Here is a 17,979-nt window from a genome sequence, read left to right as displayed (position 1 = left end):
ATGTCGGATTCCTTCATGATCAGAAGGTCTTCGCCATTGAGCTTGACTTCGGTGCCCGACCACTTGCCGAACAGGATGCGGTCGCCGGCCTTGACGTCCAGCGGGACGAGTTTGCCGGCTTCGTCGCGGGCGCCGGAACCAACGGCGATGATCTCGCCTTCCTGCGGCTTTTCCTTCGCCGTATCGGGGATGATGATCCCGCCGGCAGTCTTGGATTCGGATTCAACCCGGCGTACGACCACGCGGTCATGAAGCGGCCGGAAATTCGACTTTGCCATTTTGGATATCCCTGGTGCGGAGGTTGAAAGGTTCTCCGTTGCCGGAGCCTGGTTAGCACTCATCTTGGGGGAGTGCTAACGTGGCGGTGAGATAGGCTGTAGGTTCGGACTAGTCAAGACCGATGAGCGGACGGCCGAAGAGCCAAAAGATTTGGAATCGGCACGGAAGCCTGGCCCCCATTACGGCGCATCCCACCGCCTAAGCGCGTTTCGGCCGTAAGCTCTGGGCCGACTTTTGTGTCTTATTTGGAATGTGAAATTATGTGAAATTAACGGCCGAGCAGTCGGCCGGAATCGACGGCCAGCCGAACAGTCTTGAGCTTTTTGCAATTCATCCCTAACCTGGAGTTGCATCGCCAAAAGGAGCGCTCATCGCTTCGGCAGGCACTTGCAGACCATGATCGGAATGTCGTCTTGAGACGATATTCCCCTCGGGTTGGGGTAGCCTATCGAGGCGAAATCATGGGGCAAGAGCATTTTCCACTGACCCTACTGTCTTGGCAATGAACTCGACCGGGGACGGCTCTGCGTGATTGTTACCGGATCCTGCTCGCTGCAGCAGGCGCTTTGCGCGACGCGCCGAAACACCTTCGTCTGGAATTTAACCGAGCACGATCTCGTCGACTCTGCCAGAGCTTGGCCACCTTATTGCTCGGACACAGTAGCGCACCACCCAGGCGATTGAGTTTTTCTTTGAAGCCTCTCGTGGCGTAAGCTGCATAAAGTCAAAGTTTGGCATATCCAAAGAGATCGAAATCGGATTTGAACAATTGGTTTATTCTAGAAATACTTGACGCAGACATCTGTGCTGCGTACCTATATCGATCTCCTACGGGAAATTGTTTAGATACGTTTTCGTTGATCTGCTCCGGAACATCGATGTCCACGAGGCGGCAGAATGCAGCGAAATCAGCTTCGAATTCTTCTACCTTCCCAACGAAGTCGACTGCCTGCATGGCATTATAGTGGGTCCAGTAGTTCGCCGGGTGTATAGGCAGGTTCGTATTTCGCCCCACCTCGAAAACTTCGTAATCCTGCAATAGCTGAATCCAAAGGTCGAAGTCATAGCGCGCCTCAAATATTTTAGTTTGATTCTCGGACAGCTGTTTCATTACTAAAGCTTTTATCCATTCGGCTGGGAATTCAAGCGACGGTTGAAGGTTAATATCACGCTGTAACTGCAAGAACCCCGAGTAAGCCCTGTCGTATGGATTTCTGACAAACGCGGCAACCCTGTAGCCTAACCTACTTTCAGGGAGCGATGCGAATTCGGCGTAGGTAATGTGTTGATGAACTACACGGTTGAGAAATGGGTTAAAGTGGAAAAAACGGCTGTACGGGCTTTCATTGAGAGCCTCAAGACGAGCATGCGCGGTTGAGCTGGCCGTTTTCCACGGCGCGAGCAGCACGAAGTTGTGCTGATGTGAGATAATCATGGACCTTATTGACTCCGATCCCGAAGGTGACCCCGGCTGTGATAGCTGATTCCACGTACAGGTCCAGCCCGGAAGCGAAGAGGCGGCAATCGCACAACGCAGCCGCGTTTCGATAGTGTTGGGCCATGCCGATGGTGTGCTGGCACTTCTCTCTTCTTCACCTCGGTCACGGGCCGACAGCGGACCCCCGCTACGCTCGGCGACAACCCGCTCCTTCTCCTCCTCGCTCCAACTACTAAATTATTTTCGCCATCCCAGTTGTGCATTTCTCAAACCGGTGGCACTCGGCGGCGGCCTGAATCAGGTAAGAGAAGCGGTTTGCTTCGACCTCGATCTTCGCTCGCCGCGCCTTCCTTCGCCGACGCGTCCAGAAATCTTGTCTCGAGCAGAGGAATTGTCTGTCCTTGTGGTTGGCGATGAGGAAGCGGCTCAGCTCATAGCTGATCGGTAAATCGCCGGCGCGGTCGGCTTACACTTTTTCACCGAGATGACTCCGCCGCTCCGGCTTGTTTCGGCATCTGGCGTGCCGCGGCACCGACGCCCAGAAGTCCGAGAACCTTGTCCCGCAGACGGATGAACTCCGGGCTCGAGCGGTCCAACCGCGCTGGCTCGGGAATAGAAAGGATGGTGGCAATGCGGCCGGGATGGGGCTGCATGACCACGATCCGATGCCCGAGATGAACCGCCTCGTCAACATCATGAGTGACCAGCAGCGCCGTCGTGCCGTCCTGTTGAACGATGCGTTTGAGTTCATCCTGCAGCCTCAAACGCGTCAAGGCGTCCAGCGCGCCAAGCGGCTCGTCAAGGAGCAGGAAACGCGGCCGGTTGACGAGCGCGCGCGCAATGGCAACGCGCTGCGCCATTCCGCCCGACAGCTGCGCGGGGTAGACCTTGGCAAATTGCGTCAGGCCGACGAGTTCGAGATGCTGGCGCACGGTTTCCTGCTTCTCGGTCCGCGACAGCGGACTGCGGCGAAGAGCGGCTGAGACATTTCCGTCGACTGTGAGCCAGGGCAACAGCCTGTGATCCTGGAAGACAATCGAGCGATCGAGACCTGGCCGATGGACGCGCGTGCCGTCGAGAAAAATATCCCCGCCGTAGTCAAGATCCAGGCCGAGAATAAGCCGCAGCAGGGTGGACTTCCCGCAGCCTGAGGCTCCCACGATGGTGACGAATTCGCCATGCCCGACGGAAAGGTTGACGTCAGCCAGCACCTTCACCTGTCGCCCGGCGACGGTGAAGCTTTTGTCGAGCCCGCGAATTTCAAGGGCAGGCGCCACGTTGGCCTGGAAGGCGGACGATGGGGATATCTGGTTCATCTCGTTCTTCTCCTGAGTAACCACGTTTCCAGCCAGTGCGCCGAACTGTTGTAGAAGAGGCCAATCAAGGCCAGGAGGAGGATGCCGAGAAAGAGCAGATCCATCTCGAAGAGCTGGCTCGCCTCATTCAACCGGCCGCCGATTCCGGGCGTCACATTGAGAAACAGTTCCGAGCCGAGCGTGGCGAGCCAAGCGTAGATCAGGCCGGCATGCAGGCCAGTGAAAATGGCCGGAAGGGCGCCAGGCAGGGCAACGAGACGGACAAAGTCGATCCGGCTGAAGATCAGCACGTTCGACAGCTCCCGATAGGCCGGCGGCAGTCCTCTCACGCCCTGCCAAGTGTTGATGAGGACCGGTTGGAATCCGGCGACGGCGATGAAGGCGATCTTTCCCGCATCCGCGCCGCCGAACCATACGGACAAGAGCGGTACCCAGGCGAAAAGCGCAATCTGGCGAAAAGCCAGCAAGGTTGGGCCGACGATCCTCTCCACCGTGCGTGAAAAGCCGAGCAACAGACCGAGGAAGAGCCCTGCCGTTGCGCCAATCGCGAAGCCGGTGAGGTTTCGTCGCAGGCTTTCACCGATATCGAAGGCGAGCGTCCCGGTGGTGAACTCCGTTCCGGCGCGCGCGGCGACAGCCTCCGGCGAGGGGAGGAAGCGAGGATCGACCCAGCCGAAGCGGACGGCCGCCAGCCAGAGCAAGAAGACAGCCCCGAAAGCTGCAAACGGGCGCCAGTGCCGTGCCACGTTTCGAAGCGGCCGGGCGGGCAAGGTGTCAGCGGCCATGGGGTGCCTCCGTCTTCCAAGGCTGGACGAAGCGTTCGAGGTATTCGAGAATGGCGTTCAGCGACAGGCCGATCGCCGCGATGACCAGCATGGCGACGATGACAAGTTCCAGCTGGAAAAGCTGGCGGCCCCAAGTCATCAGATAGCCAAGCCCTTCGAACGACGCGAACAGCTCGACAATCACCAGGCTCTGCCAGGCGGCGGCCAATCCTTCGCGAAGGCCGGTGAACAGCGACGGCAGCGCGGCCGGTAGGACAATTGCCGACACCCGCTGCAACGGTGTGAAATTGAGGACGCGACCGAGTTCCACAAGGTTCGGGGAGATAGTGGCGATACTGCGTGTGGTCGCCAATATCACCGGTATCGCCGTCGACCACGCGATGCAGACATATTTGAGCTCCTCGTCGATGCCGACGAACAAAACGAGGAGCGGCAGCCAAGCCAGCGTGTTGACCTGTGCAACGGCGGTGAAGACCGGCCAGACGAATGCTCTGATCCCGGGCAGGAGCCCGAGGGCCGCCCCGGCGAGGAGACCCGACAGCGCGCCGATCGTGAAACCGACGGCGACGCGCCGCAGGCTCTGAACGGTGTGCTCGATGAGCGACCCATCACGCCACAGCTCGACGACCATTGCCCAAACCACCTGGGGAGCAGGCAGGATCTGCTCTGGAAGCCAGCCGAGACGCGCGGAAAGTCCCCACGCGAATAACAGGACAAGTGGCAACGAGATCGCGTAGGCCACGTCGGTCAAAGCCGGCAACAGGTTGGTCAATCTTTGCTTTACAGGCCGAGGGGCCGAAGCGGTCAAGGTCATCTCTCGCCCTCATTGACAAAGGACCGCCGGCGCCGGTAGCGCGGGCGGCTCTATCGACATTCAGTTGGTCTGCTTCTTGTTGAGATCGCCGAGCTTGGCGATGTTGCCGTCGGCGTCGTAGCTTGACCAATAATTCTCCAGCTTCAGCTCCTTGAGCGCCTGTTGCAGGTATTTCGGCTCCAGCCAGTTATCAACGTCGACGTCGCCCTTGATCAACCCATAGGCCCTTGCCCGCGCAACCTGGTCCTTGTAGCGGGCGATGACGAAGTCATCGATCAGCGGGTTGAGGCGGTTTGCGAGCGTATCGCCCTCGATATCCGCTTCGAAGGCGTCCTTGGGGAAGCCCGACAGAGCCCAACCATCGAAGACCTCATCCTTGTTGGCCGGATCGGAGGCGAAGGCCGCGGCCTTCACGAAAGTGGTGACCACGCGCTGCGTCACATCAGGATGGGCCTGTTCGAAGGCGGTGGTGACCAGATAGGACGTATTCCGCCCGAGTGTCGGATCGTCTCCCTTGGTCGTGTAGACGATCTTGACGATCCCCTTCTTCGCCAGCGCCAGATATTCCGGACCGCCAAACACGGCATCGACATTGCCGGAGGTGAGTGCCGGTATGGCAGCGTTGGTGTCGAGGTTGATGAAGCGGACGTCCTTCTCCGTGAGACCGTGGACCGACAAGACGCGATCCGTGGCGAGTTGCAGATTGGTCCCCTTGAACAGCGCGACCTTCTTGCCTTTCACGTCGTCGATCGATTGGATATCGCTGTCGGCCGGTACGGCGAGATAAATCGGCTCATGCCGGCTGGTGGCGAAAACGAACTTGTGATCGAGCCCGCGTGACCGGCCGACAATCGCCGGCAGGTCACCGAGCAGGAAGAAATCGAGCTGTTTTGCCGCAACGGATTCGTTGACCGCCGGACCGGCGCCGCGGAAGAATGTCCACTCAATCTTGATGTCCTTGTCTGGGGCGAATTCCTTCTCGATGAGTTCCCGGGCCCGCGCATAGGATGTCGCATCCCCCAGCGAATACTGCCTGTTATCAAGGCCAACACCGGGGTGGCCGAAGCGGATCGTCAATTCCTCGGCTGAGACTGAGCCGACGGAGGTGAGAAGTGCGGCAAGCGCCGCGACGATGTGAAGTTTCATGGTCTTTCCCCCTGTTCGGCCGCTCAGGCGGCCTTCGCGGCTGGTTTGGCTGCCTTGACATGGATCACGCTGCGGCGGCCGTCGACACTGACCGGAACGTCCCCGTTAACGGTTGCGCGGCGCACGACCCGGTGCTGGTCGCCATAGTCGTTGACCGCATAATGCTGGGTGGCACGGTTGTCCCATATGGCAACATCACCTGCCTGCCAGCGCCACCGCACGGTGTTTTCCGGGGCGGTGACGTAGGACTGGAACACCTCGTAAAGCTTTACAGAATCGCTCTTCGACAATCCGACGAGGCGCTGGACGAAATTGCCGAGCAGCAGCGTCCGTTCTCCGGTTTCCGGGTGGACGCGCACGACCGGATGCTCGGTTTCGTAGATCGTCGAGGTGAAGACTTCCTCGAAGTGCTTCTTCTCCTCAGCGGTGGCGCGCGGGCGCACGGCCGCGTAGTCGTAGGCATTGCTGTGGATCGCCCAAAGATTGTCGGCCAATAGCTTCAATGGCGCCGGCAGGCTGTTGTACGCGGCGTGGGTGTTGGACCAGATCGTATCGCCTCCCGCTAGCGGAATGACAACGCCGCGCAGAACCGAGAATTTCGGATAGGCATCGACGAAGGTCACATCGGTGTGCCACTGGTCCGCCCTGCCGCCGCCGCGACTGGAATCGAGATTGAGGATCGAGGCGGTGCCAGCAATCGGTCCCTGTGTGGGATGAGGGACAAGGTCACCCAGACGGCGGGCGAACAGTTCCTGTTCCTCATCGTCGAGATGCTCCTGTCCGCGGAAGAAGATGACCTTGTGCTTCAGAAGAAGCTGGTTGATGGATGCTATGGTCGCGTCCGACAGATCTCCACCAAGGCGGATGCCTCTGATTTCGGCTCCGACACGACCGGTCAGCGGCACAACGTCCGACTCGGGGATGATCTGATTGACAAGGACTGGATTGCTCATGGGATTCTCCTGGTTGATCTTGAAGAAGACAGCAAGTCGCATCCGCCAGCGCGACGTCCGCTGGCGTTGAAAGTCTCGTCGCGAAAAGTCGACAGAGCTATGGAATAGAACAATCTACAAAATCCATAGACAGAATTTTCTAAATAGTTGCGGTCCCGCGAAACAGCAGCCTCATTCCTGTGCTGCGGCTCATGAATTCTCTCAAACTGCCATTCTGCGAACAGGGCCGGACTCGATCATCAATCTTGTCGGAAGCGGCATCGGTGTTGCGCTCTTCGCACATTGCCGCTCAAGCGCTGGAATGTCACATTCTGCCTGGTTCGCGGCCCCTGGCACTCCGATCCGATATCGAAGCAGCGCTTCGTCCATGCCATGGCCGCCGATTAGAGCTTCGATACGGGCAACTAGGATAAAATCGGATCAGGTCGTGCCTCTGACAGCCTTAAGAAGGCCGGAGAATTCGTCAATATTGGCCAGCGGATGTCTGTTGCCGAGGAAGGAGTTCATCTTGGGAAGCCCTTGTCCTCGAGGCAAATGCCGGCGGCGCCACGCTGCTGGAGTTTCCTGGCGCCTAGATGCATCGTTGCTAATCCACTTCGCCGTCGACGAGGACCGGAATGGGTCGCATCCACCATGCGTTAGACGACGTCGACGACCTGCGTCCAGCTCGCTTCGTTGGCATCCCGGTAACCGAGAGCTGAGGAGATCGAAAGCCCGGAAGCCCAGAGGCCCTTGAACCCGGCGCGTTCGGCGATCGCCGCGGAATGCCGTCATGTGCTTCCATCAGAAAGGCCATGTTCATGACGGCACGGGAAATCGCATGCTGACGACCAAGTCTGGGAGAGTGAAAAAATGCTTCGCTACCTCGTTGATCCCCCCAATGCCATCACCACGGTCGGGCTATTGTGCTCCTCGATTGCTCTCTCTATTTTGCGTTGGCGGGGCAGATCGAGCTGGCGGTCGGCGCTGCTTTGTGGGCCGTCCTCGCGGATCACCTGGACGGGGTAGTCGCTAGGAGAACCCGAAACCGCTCGCCGGACATGGCGAAAATGGGCAAGAGCCTCGACGGTTTCGGCGACATCATCTATGGCGCCATCCTTCCCGCGACCGTCGTCGTGCAGTTAAATGGCGCGTCCCTCGTCTCCTTCTTCGTCGCCACGGCGCTGTTGCTCGCCGGCGCCATTCGCCTGAGCTATTTCGCGAACTTCGGAAAGTCCGATGATGGCCGGTTTTTCGGTGTGCCGCTCTCCTACGACATTCCTTTGATGGCAGCATTGGTCCTCGTCCAGCCCTTCATGTCCTCGGGGACGTTCCTGCCAGCCGTGAACATCGTCTTCGCTCTTTTGAGCGCTTCCCACGTCGCCACGGTTCGCGTGCCGTCGCCGAACAGGGCCATGTACCTGGCGATCACGCTCTTCGCGGTGATTGCGTCGGTTATCCTCATTCACCGGGGGGCAATTTGATGCCGCGTGGCAGACGGTCTACTGGTGGTTCCGGCGCTTTGTACGGGTGATGCTGTTTCACACGATCCACAACACCGCCCTGATGGACGACCGCGAGCGGGCCGGGCACAACCTGATCCGAAACCAAGTGCCCTATTCGCAAACCACACGGTATCGCTTGCCGGGCTCGCTGACGTTCTTGCAGACAAGCGGCTTGTGCGGCTCATAAGAGGAAAGCGGAGGACTTGCGATCCGCGATGCGCGTCTGTTTGATGTCTTGTGACTTGCCGTACGGCGCGGTTCGAGCCTTTCCGGCTCCTGCGGCGCAACCGGAAACACGCTGGTTTCGATCTGTGGCTGCTGCAGGTGGGGCGGCTCTTTGTCAAAGAATCGCCTGGCATCAAGCGGTCTCGGAATAATCACCGTACCATCATCGCTGCGCGCGCAGCCGCTACCCAACAGTAAAGCCAGCCCCACGAAAAAAGGCAGAATCCGTTCAAGCATAAGCACCAACCTTGGCGGGCATATACCCCGTCTTGCGAGTCACTGACAACTGGCGGAATGGGCACGAAGAAGGGGCGGCATCGCTGCCGCCCATCGAGATTGTTGAGGTACGTGGACCTTAGAAGTCCATGCCACCCATGCCACCCATGCCGCCCGTGCCACCCATGCCGCCGCCGGGCATGCCGGCAGGCATGCCGCCGCCAGCCGACTCCTTCTTCGGAGCCTCCGCGATCATGGCTTCGGTGGTGACCAGCAGGCCGGCGACCGAGGCCGCATCCTGGAGAGCTGTGCGCACGACCTTGACCGGATCGACGATACCCATGGCGATCATGTCGCCATATTCGCCGGTCTGGGCATTGAAGCCGAAGGTCCGTTGTTCTCGAGGATCTTGCCGGCAACGATCGATGCTTCCGCACCGGCGTTGGCCGCGATCTGGCGAGCCGGGGCCTGCAGCGCGCGACGCACGATGCTGATGCCAGCGGTCTGGTTGGAGCGAGGGGGGCGGACGAGGATAGAGCGAAGAGCAAAATATTCTGGAATGAATATCCTGCGCCTCAACCAGTTTTGTAGGAAACCGCCCGCGAGGGTCCACGATCCGACGCTTTTGGCGTTCTTGCCGCGGTGGGTGGCGCATTTCTTCGCAATAAGTGCGGTCAGCTGGTAAGCGCTTTTCGACCTAAGCTCTAGGCCGACTTTCGTCTTTGTTTGGAATGTGAAATTATGTGAAATTGATGGCCGAGCAGTCGGCCGGAATCGACGGCCAGCCGAACAGTCTTGAGCTTTTTGCATTTCATCCCTAACCTGGAGTTGCATCGCCACAAGGAGCGCTCATGCTTCGGCAGGCACCTGCAGACCATGATCGGAATGTGGTCTTGAGACAATATTCTCCTCGGTCCGGGTAGCCTGTCGAAGCGAAATCTTCGACCAGTTGTTCCCGGAGCCCGATATCGTGATGAAATACCGAGACGTTAATTCAGGTCTTAAAGATGAAGTCCCTTGGTCGGACAGCCTGACCGCCTACGACAAGGAGCACTTCACGACCTACATGAGGTTTCTGGATGCGTCCGCCGACGATGCCAGCTATGAGGAGATGGCGCAGGTCATCCTCGGCATCGATCCGGCGGAAGAGCCGGTGCGCGCGCGGAAAGCAGCGCGAAGCCATCTCGATCGGGCGAACTGGATGATGACGACCGGTTACAAGGAGTTGTTCGCGTAAATGAGGGTGAACGGGCGGCGACACACGCTGCTTGTTCAGACGTGATCACGGCGTCCGCCACAAGAATGGCATGACATCCGGGCCTGCGGGATTGCAGGCTTCCGCTGACGTCTATTCATTGTCAAACTCCGCTCCTCGTACAGGCGGAAGATTCGCTGCGCCGATGCGTCTGTGAGTGGCCATGCAGGTCAGCGGCGGCCGCTCGTCATACCTGGCCGGTGCAGCAAGGCGGAGAAGATGAAGCCGTGTTCTGGTGGCGGGTCAAAGCCGGACGATGTCCAAATGGTTCTTCGTCGGGACCGTAGATATGCCACTGGGTGAGCCACCGGAGTAGCGGAGTCGGCTTGCTCGCCTATCGGGGACTTCTCGCCGCTACTTTCTCTTGAAATCGTCATCGCCCTGACAGCACACTTTGCTATGGTCGGCGGATGTCGATGAGGTGCCTGTTCACGCAAACCAGCTGTTCAGCAGGTCGGGAGAATCGAATGAACTCTGAGGCTTTCAGCAGCCGGTTTTTCGTGGGACGTGCAGGGTACATCGTGCAAGAGATTGTCAGTCTTGCGGACGCTGTCTATTTCCTCAATGAATGGCCACATGATCGCAGAGATCTGATCCACGAAGCCGCCCTCAAGGCGTGCTTTGATGCATACGATGGGCGAAAACCTGAGTGCGGCGCGCAACGCTTTTCCGGCTTTGCGAACCGGGCCGCCATCTTGGAAAATGCTGCCTCCGCCATGCAGTGGCTCGCTGCTGCAAGTCTTGCAGTGGAAAAGTGCGAGCCTAGGCGTCGGCGAGGCTAGCGCGGGGCCCTTCAAAAGGACATTCTGTCAACATTTCACAATCGCAGCAGAACCGGCTCGGCTCGGTAAAGAAGACGAACTGAGCCTGTTGACGCATGGTCGCCTTTGGGGGGCGGAGAGATGATCGGCTTGAGCAGATTTGAGAGGCCGGTCGTTGTTCGGGTTGGCCGCTACAGTTCAGAGCGTATCGTACTCGATGTCAATGAGGCGGCCGCTATCCTGCTGCGAGATCTTCATCGTGAGACCGAGAAACGGAGGGTAGCGATGGATGCCTGTCTGCAGGTATTGCGTGGTAAGGCTCATCCACCAGCTGCTCGAAGAGCTTTCGTGGCAGCCGCGCTCGAAGCAAAGATCCTGCGCTGCGATTAGATGCTCGACGCTGGCCCAAAGGATTCGTTTATCTTCGGGTCGGGACAACCGATGAGCACGGTGTGGTTCACCCTGTCACGGTGTTCCTTCAAGACGGGGCGCTTGTTTTCATGGACAGGCGAGCGCGCCCGAACTGGTTTCGCTAACTCATTAACCGGATTTTGTCCCTGCATTTCGCTCGGTTTCATCCCGCCAATGCTGATCTTGAATCTTCGTCCGCGCATCCGGCCGAACTACATTTCCGCTGTCGAACGCGCTGGCCTCTCGACGCTGAATGACCGCCAGAAGATCAACTATGAGATCTAACAGGACCGCCGCACTGGCAAGTCCTCTGCCGGTAGCCTCAGCAAAGCTGGCTGAAATTTTCTCCTGCGTCCCGGCAAGAGCGAATGAACGCGAGGTAAGGCGTGGTTTGGTCCCCCGCCTTTCCTATTCTGCGCAGATCATGCCGATAGCAGCTGCGCGCTCCAGAACGACCCTCGAGAGATAAAGTCAAGTTGCGACCTTCTTGCCGGTCCGCTTCGCCGGCGCCGGCGTTTCCGACTCTTTCGGTTTGCGGCCGAGACCCATGGTCTTGGCTAAGGCCGAGCGCGCAGCGGCGTAATTCGGCGCGACCATGGGATAGTCCGCCGGCAGGCCCCATTTGGCGCGATATTCGTCCGGCGTGAGGCCATAGTGGGTCGACAGATGGCGCTTTAGCGATTTGAACTTCTTTCCATCGTCAAGGCAGATGATGTAGTCCGCCATCACCGACTTCTTGATCGGAACAGCAGGCTTGAGAGCCTGCGGCTGTTCTGCGGAAACGCTGCCGGCCGTTCCTTTCAGTGCTGCATGTACTTGGCCGATCAGGGCGGGGAGATCGCCCACCGGGACCGGATTGTTCGAGACATAGGCTGAGACGACATCGGCGGTAAGCTCGATGAGGGCGTCGAGGTTGTGATCGGCTTCTTCCGTCATGAAATTCTCCGGTTGGCTTGAAGACAGCAGGCGAAGCCCCGCTACATAGTGATGGTTGTGGCTGAAGGCAATAAATGTCTCGGCAGCACAAGTATCGCCATAAGCTATTGCTAATAGGCGTTCCTCCCGGAAATCGTTTCGGCTGCCAGGCGCCGGAACCGATATGCAGCCACGCCATCTTGAGCTTTTGTAATTCCGAAAACAACGTGACGAAATTCCGCGCTACACGAAAATACGGCCAGGTGAACGAAACCTGGCATTCGTCGTTCGTCAGTGACATTGGCCCAACTGGTCCGGTCTATTCCCGGCGACTTCTACGGATGACTGTTTGTTTTTTTGCGAGCTGATCAGCCTTTCGCCGGCTTGGTCCGAGAATGAAGTCAAACATGGGTTGGGGCTGACCGAGCGCTGTCGCCTGCAAGGCTGCCGGGATCCGTGCCGCGGCTTCTGCGTATTCGGCGAGCGCTGCAGGTGATATGCCGAGCGCACGCTCGAAGGTATGATCCGCCGTGTTCAGCCGACGAAGGAGCGCCGCGGCGCGTGCGGCATGACGCATCGCCGCCGCCTGCTTGCCCTCGCGGATCTTCACGCCGGCCGCCGATAACAGGATCAATCCCTTGAAGAGCGTCCGAAGCGGAGCGCCTCGGGCTGCAACTTGCCACAGACCCTCCCACGCCTCATGGGCTTCCCAGTAATAACCATGGTTGAAGAGGTCGAGACCCCAAAGGAATATGTCTGCGTCCAGCGACGCCTCTGCCGCCAACGGCATGGCTTCGCTATTGTAGCTATGTCCCGCGGGGTCGCGCACGGGATGCGGTTGCCTGCCCGGCAGATACGCATAGGATGGAAAGCTCTTTTCCGGCAGCCAGCGCCGGCGCAACATCGAACCAATGGCCATCAAAGCCGTATAGCACACCGTGGCCCTGAACAGATGCTCAGTTCCGTACATAGCCGCCGCATCAGGAATGTCTTGGCAAATAGTTGTCAGCCAGTCAGATCTCACGAAGCTGCGAGGTTGCGTCGGCGGTCATCGGGCAGTTCATGCGGGCCCTCACTTCGCAGGCGGTCATATTGTAGCTCGGCAGTTAAACGGGGCCTTTCAATTTGTGTGGTTCATCCGCCGTTAGAGAATGACGGCACCCGGGGGTATGTTCTCCTCAGATCAGGCCAGGAAGGAAGATAGATGCCTGAGCAGGCTTCGCCGGACTTCGCGGTGATGCGCAGCCGAACTGCTCACCGAGGATGCAGATCACGCGTCTTCTTCCTCTTGAATCGTCATCGCCCTGACAGCACATTTCTGCAAATGGTCGGCGCGCGTCGATGCGGCCCGGGTCGTGCAAATTGGCTATGGAGCAGGTGGAGGGGAACGAATGAACGCTGAGGCTTTTAGCAGCCCCATTTTCGTGAAGCGAGCCAGCTATATCGTGCAAGAGATTGCCAGTCTTGCGGACGCTATCGATATTCTCAATGAGTGGCCCGAGGATCGCAGAGACCTGACCTACGAGACCGCCCTGAGGGCATGTTGTGATGCATATGCTGGGCACATACCGGTGGACGCTGCCAGAAATGCCTTTGTCGGCTTTGCAAAGCCAGTTGCGATATTGGAGGACCCAACCTCAGCCATGCAGTGGATCGCTGCGTGCAAGGCGGGCAGCGGAAAGGTGCAGGCGTAGGCTTCCACAAACTGTGCGACACTGGAGCAAGGCGACATTGTCGAGATCGAGCTAGCCAAATCCCGCGCCACCCGACATGAACCAGACAGCGTCATGACGATCTCTTGGACGCCAGCGACCAAGTTTAGCTGCGAGGGTGCAGCCGAATCTTTCGGCTAAGGAAATAAATGCGAGCGAGGCTGTCGCCGCTGGGTGTAGAGGGGGAGTGATGACCGGCTCGAGCAGATTTGAAAGGCCAGTCGTTGTTCAAGTTAGCCGTCACAGTTCGGAGCGTGTCGTGTTCGATGTCAATGACGCGTCCAACATCCTGCTGCGGCATCTCCATCGTCAGACCGCGAAGCGCAAGGCAGCAATGGACGCCTGTCTGCAGGTGTTGCGAGGTGAGGCTCATCCACCAGTCGCTCGGCGTGCTTTTGTGGCAGCCGCGCTCGAAGCAAAGATTCTGCGCAGCGATTGAGAGCTTGGACGCGCGCTCATGAATTTCGTTCATCTCGGCATGGCTGCAAGTTTGCCGCGCCTCGCGCGCACGCCGTCCACACGGAGGGAACTCGAGGATCTGCCGCCGTTGAGCCTGGGCTGGGCGGCAGAATATTGAAGCTGTCCCGAAGCACGGCCGCGGCGGGACATTTGCGGAGAGACCAGGGATCGTCATTTAGGACTATGATTGCTGTCTGCTTTGGCTAACCTGTCGAAGGAATATCCCACTGAAATAATGATGGAGTACCGAACTGCCATGAAAGTCGGAACGAAACCGGCAATCCAGGAAGAAGTGCCATGGTCCGACAGCCTGACCACCTACGATAAGCAGCACCACACGCTGTACCTGAGGTTCCTGGATGCGGCCGCTGATGATGCCAGCTATGAGGAGATGGCGCAGGAGATCCTCGGCATCGATCCGGTACAGGAACCGGAGCGCGCCCGCAAAGCCGCGCGAAGCCATCTTGATCGGGCGAACTGGATGGTGACGACAGGGTACAAGGAATTGTTCGCGGGATAACGGAGAATGGGCGGCAGCCCCCGCGCTCCCCAGCAGCAGAGTGGTCCAGGCGTCCACTAGCAAGGCGATCCGTTGCTTCCGCGATGGCCTTCCTGATCCGGCGCTGGATCTTGCACCATCAAACCCCCATCTCGCGCCGTTTCCTTGCCCAGAGATAACTCAACACCGAGACCGGAGCAACGGAGACGGCTCTTTCGTCGAGCCAGTTTAATTTGGAACATTATTTCTATGTTTAAGTCGATTATCTTGTTCAATAGCTCTGTTGACTCGCGATGAGACTTTCAACGCCGCGCGACATCCGCTGGCCGGATGTGACTTGCTGTCCCCTTCCAAGATCAATCAGGAGATCCCCATGAGCAATCCAGTCCTTGTCAACCAGACCATTCCTGACTCCGACGTTGTACCGCTGACCAGCCGTGTTGGAGCTGAAATCAGAGGCTTCCGCCTTGGCGGGGACCTTTCGGACGCAGCGATAGCAGCCATCAACCAACTTCTTCTAAAACACAAGGTGATCTTCTTCCGCGGCCAGGAGCATCTCGACGATGCGGAGCAGGAATTGTTCGCGCGGCGTCTCGGTGACCTTGTACCTCATCCCACGCAGGGACCGGCAGCCGGCACGGCCTCAATTCTCAATCTCGATTCCGGCCGTGGCGGTGGCAGGGCAGACCAGTGGCATACCGACGTGACTTTCGTCGATGCCTATCCGAAATTCTCGGTCCTACGTGGCGTCGTCATTCCGGCGGCGGGGGGCGACACGATCTGGTCCAACACGCACGCCGCGTACGAGAATCTGCCGGCGCCGCTCAAAATATTGGCGGACAATTTGTGGGCTATTCATAGCAATGCCTACGACTACGCGGCTGTGCGCCCGCGCGCCACAGCCGAAGAGAAGAAGCACTTCGAGGAAGTCTTCACATCGACGATCTACGAGACCGAGCATCCGGTCGTGCGCGTCCATCCGGAAACCGGGGAGAAGTCGCTGCTGCTCGGCAATTTCGTGCAGCGCCTCGTCGGCCTTTCCAAGAGCGATTCCGCCAAGCTCCATGAGGTGTTCCAGTCCTACGTCACTGCCCCGGAAAATACCGTGCGGTGGCGCTGGCAAGTAGTTGACGTCGCTATCTGGGACAACCGTGCTACCCAGCATTATGCGGTCAACGACTATGGCGACCAGCACCGGGTTGTGCGTCGCGCTACGGTTGACGGTGACGTTCCGGTCGGCGTCGACGGTCGCCGCAGTATAACCCATGTCAAGGCAGCTAAGCCGGCGGCGAAGGCAGCCTGACCGTCTGAACAGGGGAAAGATGATTAAACTTCGTATCGCCGCGGCCATATCGCGCGGCTTAACCGCCCCACAAAGCCTTATGATTTCCGAGAGGCAAGGCGAGTTGCTGGCTCGAGGCTTGGCCCGAAATCGAGATCCTGCAGCGTGGCGCATGGCTCGGGTCGCTGCTCGTGGCCTCGCCGCTGCGGTACAGGTCCCTCACCGCCCCACCATCTCGCCCGCCTGCACCTCGGATAGCGATCATTCACCGTTTGTTCATTATAATAGCGCACGATCATAACTGGACATGCTGGTAGCTCGTACATGCCTGAAGGCCCCGGCGCGCGACCCAGCGCAGGGGCCTTTTTACTTCCCCAAAATCCATTCCAGCAAAGCGGGCACTTCGCAGGATGTCGCAATCCCGCGCTTGCGATGATACGCCGTACACGTACAGCGAATTGCGCGAGTCAAACGAATTTCGGTTCCTCAAATATAGAATCGTCGACACCGATCCTGATGGATCGAGCCTCGACGTGTGCCGTCGAAGCCGACATTCGCGAGGTCGGCGGTCAACAACGATCGTGGTGATCGCCCGCATCTTTCGTATTCACATAATCACCGTCGGCCGCATCGGTGCCGAGCCCAGAAGTCGCTGTTCGTTTATGTCAGTTGGCAGTTTTCGCAGCGGACGTACGCCATGATATTAGTCTTGTCTTCCAAGCGCCGATTTGGCCGGGTAGGGTTTGCAAGGGGGGCGAACAACCGGATGAACGAACGGAATGATACTGGAAAAACTTCGCGCCTGTTGGGGGGTTAGCCCGACCGTCGATAGGAATGTCGCCCTGGTAGAAGGCTTTCTGAAGGGCAAGAGTTTCGCCGACCTGGCGCAGGAACATAGCCTGTCGAAATCGAGGGTGCGTCAAATCATCGAGAAGGCTGATCGGCTCGTGGGCGGCGGCATCCTGACCAAGGCTGAACCGTCCAAGGCCTCGCCTCGATCCGATTTCATGGTCGACTATCCGTATATCTGGAACCTGGCCGAGATGCACCGGCTCGGTAGCGTCACACCGCATCATTTCTTTGCGGAGTTGGAAAGCGCCGGATCGCTGGAGCGGCTGGTCGACAAGATGAAGCGGTTGCCGTGGCGCGCGCCAACGACACGTGAGCTGGCGCGCCTCGTATGGCAAAAGGAGAGGGGCGAGAGCCCATGGCCTGCAATGAAGCGATCAAAAGTTGTGATCGTGGAACCAAGCTGCCCGGTCGACCATCCAGATCGCGGTCTTCAATGCCAGCTCGCCTTGGAACCGGCCTTTCAGGAATTGGCTGAGCGGGCAGCGGAATCCGGCTGGACCGAGGACGAGATAGCCTACGCGCTCCTCGAGCTCGCCGGCTCGCGCCTCAAGAGCAACTCCGCCAATCGCGAGACTGAGAGGGCGATGGACCGGGCCAGGGCAACGAGATGAGCGGCACCTTCGAGAAGCTTCGCCTGACCCGATAGGAACGTCGCCGCGCCAATCAGTTTGGCGGTGAAGGCTGACCCCGGCCGAGTCGGGCAGGCGAGCGGCAGTGCTGAAATAAGGGCGTGAGAATCCATGGCGATCTTGCGCATGGCGAACTCCTTCAAGTGACTTGTTTTCATCAGCCTGCCAGAGGTGCCACCCGGCTTGGGTTCTTGATACGGCGGCTGTGTCAAGACGCTAGGGGCCACCTCGCGGCTAAGCCCGCAAAGCGGACCTTTTGTCGCAGTCGCAAAACGTGTCGAAGGTCTCGGGATATTTGCGACGAAAAAGCGGTCGTTGGCCATCAGCGCCCCGGCCAAATAAGGCGTGCTTGTTATTGACACTCTCGACACTGCGCGAGAAAGGGGCGCATCTTCGAGGCGCCCGAGTCCGCGACTGAGGCGGGCGCTCTTCCATATTTACGAAAGGAACACCCCTATGAGGATCGGAATGATCGGCGCTGGAAACATCGGCGCCACATTGGTGCGAATGCTTCGGCGCGTCCTCTCCTTAAAGCCGTCACCGGGCTT

At 58.8% G+C, this 17,979-nt stretch carries 20 protein-coding genes and 3 pseudogenes; 11 read left to right on the top strand and 12 right to left on the bottom strand.

Annotation, left to right across the window (positions count from 1 at the left end; genetic code table 11):
• The 8 genes and pseudogenes from AC0L3I_RS35810 to AC0L3I_RS35775 form a co-directional block, all read right to left on the bottom strand.
• Positions 1-278, bottom strand: a 278-nt coding sequence (locus tag AC0L3I_RS35810) for a co-chaperone GroES (protein ID WP_473530090.1), incomplete at its 3' end; no start/stop codon positions are given.
• 725 nt (positions 279-1,003) lie between these two features.
• Complete coding sequence (locus AC0L3I_RS35805; protein ID WP_473530089.1) at positions 1,004-1,714, bottom strand: sulfotransferase family 2 domain-containing protein; 711 nt, start codon at positions 1,712-1,714, stop codon at positions 1,004-1,006.
• Positions 1,715-2,193: 479 nt separating this feature from the next.
• Positions 2,194-3,033, bottom strand: coding sequence for an ABC transporter ATP-binding protein (locus AC0L3I_RS35800; protein ID WP_473530088.1), 840 nt, complete (start codon positions 3,031-3,033; stop codon positions 2,194-2,196).
• Entirely contained in the window at positions 3,030-3,818 is a 789-nt protein-coding gene (locus AC0L3I_RS35795) for an ABC transporter permease (RefSeq protein WP_473530087.1), read from the bottom strand. The genes AC0L3I_RS35800 and AC0L3I_RS35795 overlap by 4 nt, the downstream gene beginning before the upstream one ends.
• Entirely contained in the window at positions 3,808-4,632 is an 825-nt protein-coding gene (locus tag AC0L3I_RS35790) for an ABC transporter permease (protein WP_473530086.1), read from the bottom strand. Before AC0L3I_RS35790 ends, AC0L3I_RS35795 begins: the two co-directional genes overlap by 11 nt.
• Positions 4,633-4,692: 60 nt before the next feature.
• Entirely contained in the window at positions 4,693-5,778 is a 1,086-nt protein-coding gene (locus AC0L3I_RS35785) for an ABC transporter substrate-binding protein (RefSeq protein ID WP_473530085.1), read from the bottom strand.
• Positions 5,779-5,801: 23 nt separating this feature from the next.
• Entirely contained in the window at positions 5,802-6,731 is a 930-nt protein-coding gene (locus AC0L3I_RS35780) for a TauD/TfdA dioxygenase family protein (protein ID WP_473530084.1), read from the bottom strand.
• Between the two features lie 348 nt (positions 6,732-7,079).
• Positions 7,080-7,533 (bottom strand): annotated as a pseudogene (locus AC0L3I_RS35775) (isocitrate lyase/phosphoenolpyruvate mutase family protein); the annotation flags it as partial.
• A 103-nt stretch (positions 7,534-7,636) separates the two neighbouring features.
• Between AC0L3I_RS35775 and AC0L3I_RS35770 the strand changes: the two are divergent.
• Both AC0L3I_RS35770 and AC0L3I_RS35765 read left to right on the top strand, forming a co-directional pair.
• On the top strand, positions 7,637-8,194 hold the full coding sequence (locus tag AC0L3I_RS35770; RefSeq protein WP_473530083.1) for a CDP-alcohol phosphatidyltransferase family protein: 558 nt from the start codon (positions 7,637-7,639) through the stop codon (positions 8,192-8,194).
• 7 nt (positions 8,195-8,201) lie between these two features.
• Positions 8,202-8,300, top strand: a pseudogene (locus tag AC0L3I_RS35765) (IS5/IS1182 family transposase); the annotation flags it as partial.
• A 26-nt stretch (positions 8,301-8,326) separates the two neighbouring features.
• Here the strand turns inward: AC0L3I_RS35765 and AC0L3I_RS35760 are convergent.
• Both AC0L3I_RS35760 and AC0L3I_RS35755 read right to left on the bottom strand, forming a co-directional pair.
• Positions 8,327-8,677, bottom strand: a complete 351-nt coding sequence (locus AC0L3I_RS35760; RefSeq protein WP_473530082.1) for a hypothetical protein — start codon at positions 8,675-8,677, stop codon at positions 8,327-8,329.
• Between the two features lie 118 nt (positions 8,678-8,795).
• Positions 8,796-9,169: pseudogene (locus tag AC0L3I_RS35755) on the bottom strand (TCP-1/cpn60 chaperonin family protein); the annotation flags it as partial.
• Between the two features lie 460 nt (positions 9,170-9,629).
• Here AC0L3I_RS35755 and AC0L3I_RS35750 point away from each other — a divergent pair.
• The 4 genes from AC0L3I_RS35750 to AC0L3I_RS35735 all read left to right on the top strand — a co-directional run bounded on the left by AC0L3I_RS35750 (position 9,630) and on the right by AC0L3I_RS35735 (position 11,368).
• On the top strand, positions 9,630-9,893 hold the full coding sequence (locus AC0L3I_RS35750; RefSeq protein ID WP_473530091.1) for a DNA -binding domain-containing protein: 264 nt from the start codon (positions 9,630-9,632) through the stop codon (positions 9,891-9,893).
• A 485-nt stretch (positions 9,894-10,378) separates the two neighbouring features.
• Positions 10,379-10,693, top strand: coding sequence for a DUF982 domain-containing protein (locus tag AC0L3I_RS35745; RefSeq protein WP_473530081.1), 315 nt, complete (start codon positions 10,379-10,381; stop codon positions 10,691-10,693).
• A gap of 120 nt (positions 10,694-10,813) precedes the next feature.
• Positions 10,814-11,062, top strand: a complete 249-nt coding sequence (locus AC0L3I_RS35740; RefSeq protein WP_473530080.1) for a DUF982 domain-containing protein — start codon at positions 10,814-10,816, stop codon at positions 11,060-11,062.
• Between the two features lie 51 nt (positions 11,063-11,113).
• Positions 11,114-11,368, top strand: a complete 255-nt coding sequence (locus AC0L3I_RS35735; RefSeq protein WP_473530092.1) for a hypothetical protein — start codon at positions 11,114-11,116, stop codon at positions 11,366-11,368.
• Between the two features lie 186 nt (positions 11,369-11,554).
• Here the strand turns inward: AC0L3I_RS35735 and AC0L3I_RS35730 are convergent, their stop codons facing one another.
• Positions 11,555-12,019: a Ros/MucR family transcriptional regulator gene (locus AC0L3I_RS35730; RefSeq protein WP_473530079.1), complete on the bottom strand. Its 465-nt coding sequence runs from the start codon at positions 12,017-12,019 to the stop codon at positions 11,555-11,557.
• A 298-nt stretch (positions 12,020-12,317) separates the two neighbouring features.
• A complete protein-coding gene (locus AC0L3I_RS35725; protein ID WP_473530078.1) occupies positions 12,318-13,022 on the bottom strand; it encodes a DUF309 domain-containing protein in 705 nt (234 codons plus the stop codon).
• Positions 13,023-13,389: 367 nt separating this feature from the next.
• On the opposite strand from AC0L3I_RS35725, the gene AC0L3I_RS35720 reads away from it, so the two are divergent.
• The 5 genes from AC0L3I_RS35720 to AC0L3I_RS35700 all read left to right on the top strand — a co-directional run bounded on the left by AC0L3I_RS35720 (position 13,390) and on the right by AC0L3I_RS35700 (position 17,413).
• Positions 13,390-13,692 (top strand): DUF982 domain-containing protein, encoded by a 303-nt coding sequence (locus AC0L3I_RS35720; protein WP_473530077.1) that lies wholly within the window; start codon positions 13,390-13,392, stop codon positions 13,690-13,692.
• A 208-nt stretch (positions 13,693-13,900) separates the two neighbouring features.
• Positions 13,901-14,149 (top strand): DUF982 domain-containing protein, encoded by a 249-nt coding sequence (locus AC0L3I_RS35715; RefSeq protein ID WP_125007211.1) that lies wholly within the window; start codon positions 13,901-13,903, stop codon positions 14,147-14,149.
• Positions 14,150-14,407: 258 nt separating this feature from the next.
• Complete coding sequence (locus AC0L3I_RS35710; RefSeq protein WP_095482617.1) at positions 14,408-14,689, top strand: DNA -binding domain-containing protein; 282 nt, start codon at positions 14,408-14,410, stop codon at positions 14,687-14,689.
• 352 nt (positions 14,690-15,041) lie between these two features.
• Positions 15,042-15,971: a TauD/TfdA dioxygenase family protein gene (locus AC0L3I_RS35705; RefSeq protein WP_473530076.1), complete on the top strand. Its 930-nt coding sequence runs from the start codon at positions 15,042-15,044 to the stop codon at positions 15,969-15,971.
• A 758-nt stretch (positions 15,972-16,729) separates the two neighbouring features.
• Positions 16,730-17,413 (top strand): hypothetical protein, encoded by a 684-nt coding sequence (locus AC0L3I_RS35700; protein ID WP_473530075.1) that lies wholly within the window; start codon positions 16,730-16,732, stop codon positions 17,411-17,413.
• Positions 17,414-17,979: the final 566 nt, after the last annotated feature.

The sequence above is a fragment of the Mesorhizobium sp. WSM4840 genome (assembly GCF_055811755.1).
Note: the sequence above shows the minus strand (reverse complement) of the source record. Positions and strands in the feature narration are given on the sequence as shown.

What these genes read in the sequence shown, in the direction of transcription:
- AC0L3I_RS35805 (WP_473530089.1), bottom strand. Translation starts at nt 1,714, where the DNA reads ATGATTATCTCACATCAGCACAACTTCGTGCTGCTCGCGCCGTGGAAA.
- AC0L3I_RS35800 (WP_473530088.1), bottom strand. Translation starts at nt 3,033, where the DNA reads ATGAACCAGATATCCCCATCGTCCGCCTTCCAGGCCAACGTGGCGCCT.
- AC0L3I_RS35795 (WP_473530087.1), bottom strand. Translation starts at nt 3,818, where the DNA reads ATGGCCGCTGACACCTTGCCCGCCCGGCCGCTTCGAAACGTGGCACGG.
- AC0L3I_RS35790 (WP_473530086.1), bottom strand. Translation starts at nt 4,632, where the DNA reads ATGACCTTGACCGCTTCGGCCCCTCGGCCTGTAAAGCAAAGATTGACC.
- AC0L3I_RS35785 (WP_473530085.1), bottom strand. Translation starts at nt 5,778, where the DNA reads ATGAAACTTCACATCGTCGCGGCGCTTGCCGCACTTCTCACCTCCGTC.
- AC0L3I_RS35780 (WP_473530084.1), bottom strand. Translation starts at nt 6,731, where the DNA reads ATGAGCAATCCAGTCCTTGTCAATCAGATCATCCCCGAGTCGGACGTT.
- AC0L3I_RS35760 (WP_473530082.1), bottom strand. Translation starts at nt 8,677, where the DNA reads ATGCTTGAACGGATTCTGCCTTTTTTCGTGGGGCTGGCTTTACTGTTG.
- AC0L3I_RS35750 (WP_473530091.1), top strand. Translation starts at nt 9,630, where the DNA reads ATGAAATACCGAGACGTTAATTCAGGTCTTAAAGATGAAGTCCCTTGG.
- AC0L3I_RS35745 (WP_473530081.1), top strand. Translation starts at nt 10,379, where the DNA reads ATGAACTCTGAGGCTTTCAGCAGCCGGTTTTTCGTGGGACGTGCAGGG.
- AC0L3I_RS35740 (WP_473530080.1), top strand. Translation starts at nt 10,814, where the DNA reads ATGATCGGCTTGAGCAGATTTGAGAGGCCGGTCGTTGTTCGGGTTGGC.
- AC0L3I_RS35735 (WP_473530092.1), top strand. Translation starts at nt 11,114, where the DNA reads ATGAGCACGGTGTGGTTCACCCTGTCACGGTGTTCCTTCAAGACGGGG.
- AC0L3I_RS35730 (WP_473530079.1), bottom strand. Translation starts at nt 12,019, where the DNA reads ATGACGGAAGAAGCCGATCACAACCTCGACGCCCTCATCGAGCTTACC.
- AC0L3I_RS35720 (WP_473530077.1), top strand. Translation starts at nt 13,390, where the DNA reads ATGAACGCTGAGGCTTTTAGCAGCCCCATTTTCGTGAAGCGAGCCAGC.
- AC0L3I_RS35715 (WP_125007211.1), top strand. Translation starts at nt 13,901, where the DNA reads ATGACCGGCTCGAGCAGATTTGAAAGGCCAGTCGTTGTTCAAGTTAGC.
- AC0L3I_RS35710 (WP_095482617.1), top strand. Translation starts at nt 14,408, where the DNA reads ATGGAGTACCGAACTGCCATGAAAGTCGGAACGAAACCGGCAATCCAG.
- AC0L3I_RS35705 (WP_473530076.1), top strand. Translation starts at nt 15,042, where the DNA reads ATGAGCAATCCAGTCCTTGTCAACCAGACCATTCCTGACTCCGACGTT.
- AC0L3I_RS35700 (WP_473530075.1), top strand. Translation starts at nt 16,730, where the DNA reads ATGATACTGGAAAAACTTCGCGCCTGTTGGGGGGTTAGCCCGACCGTC.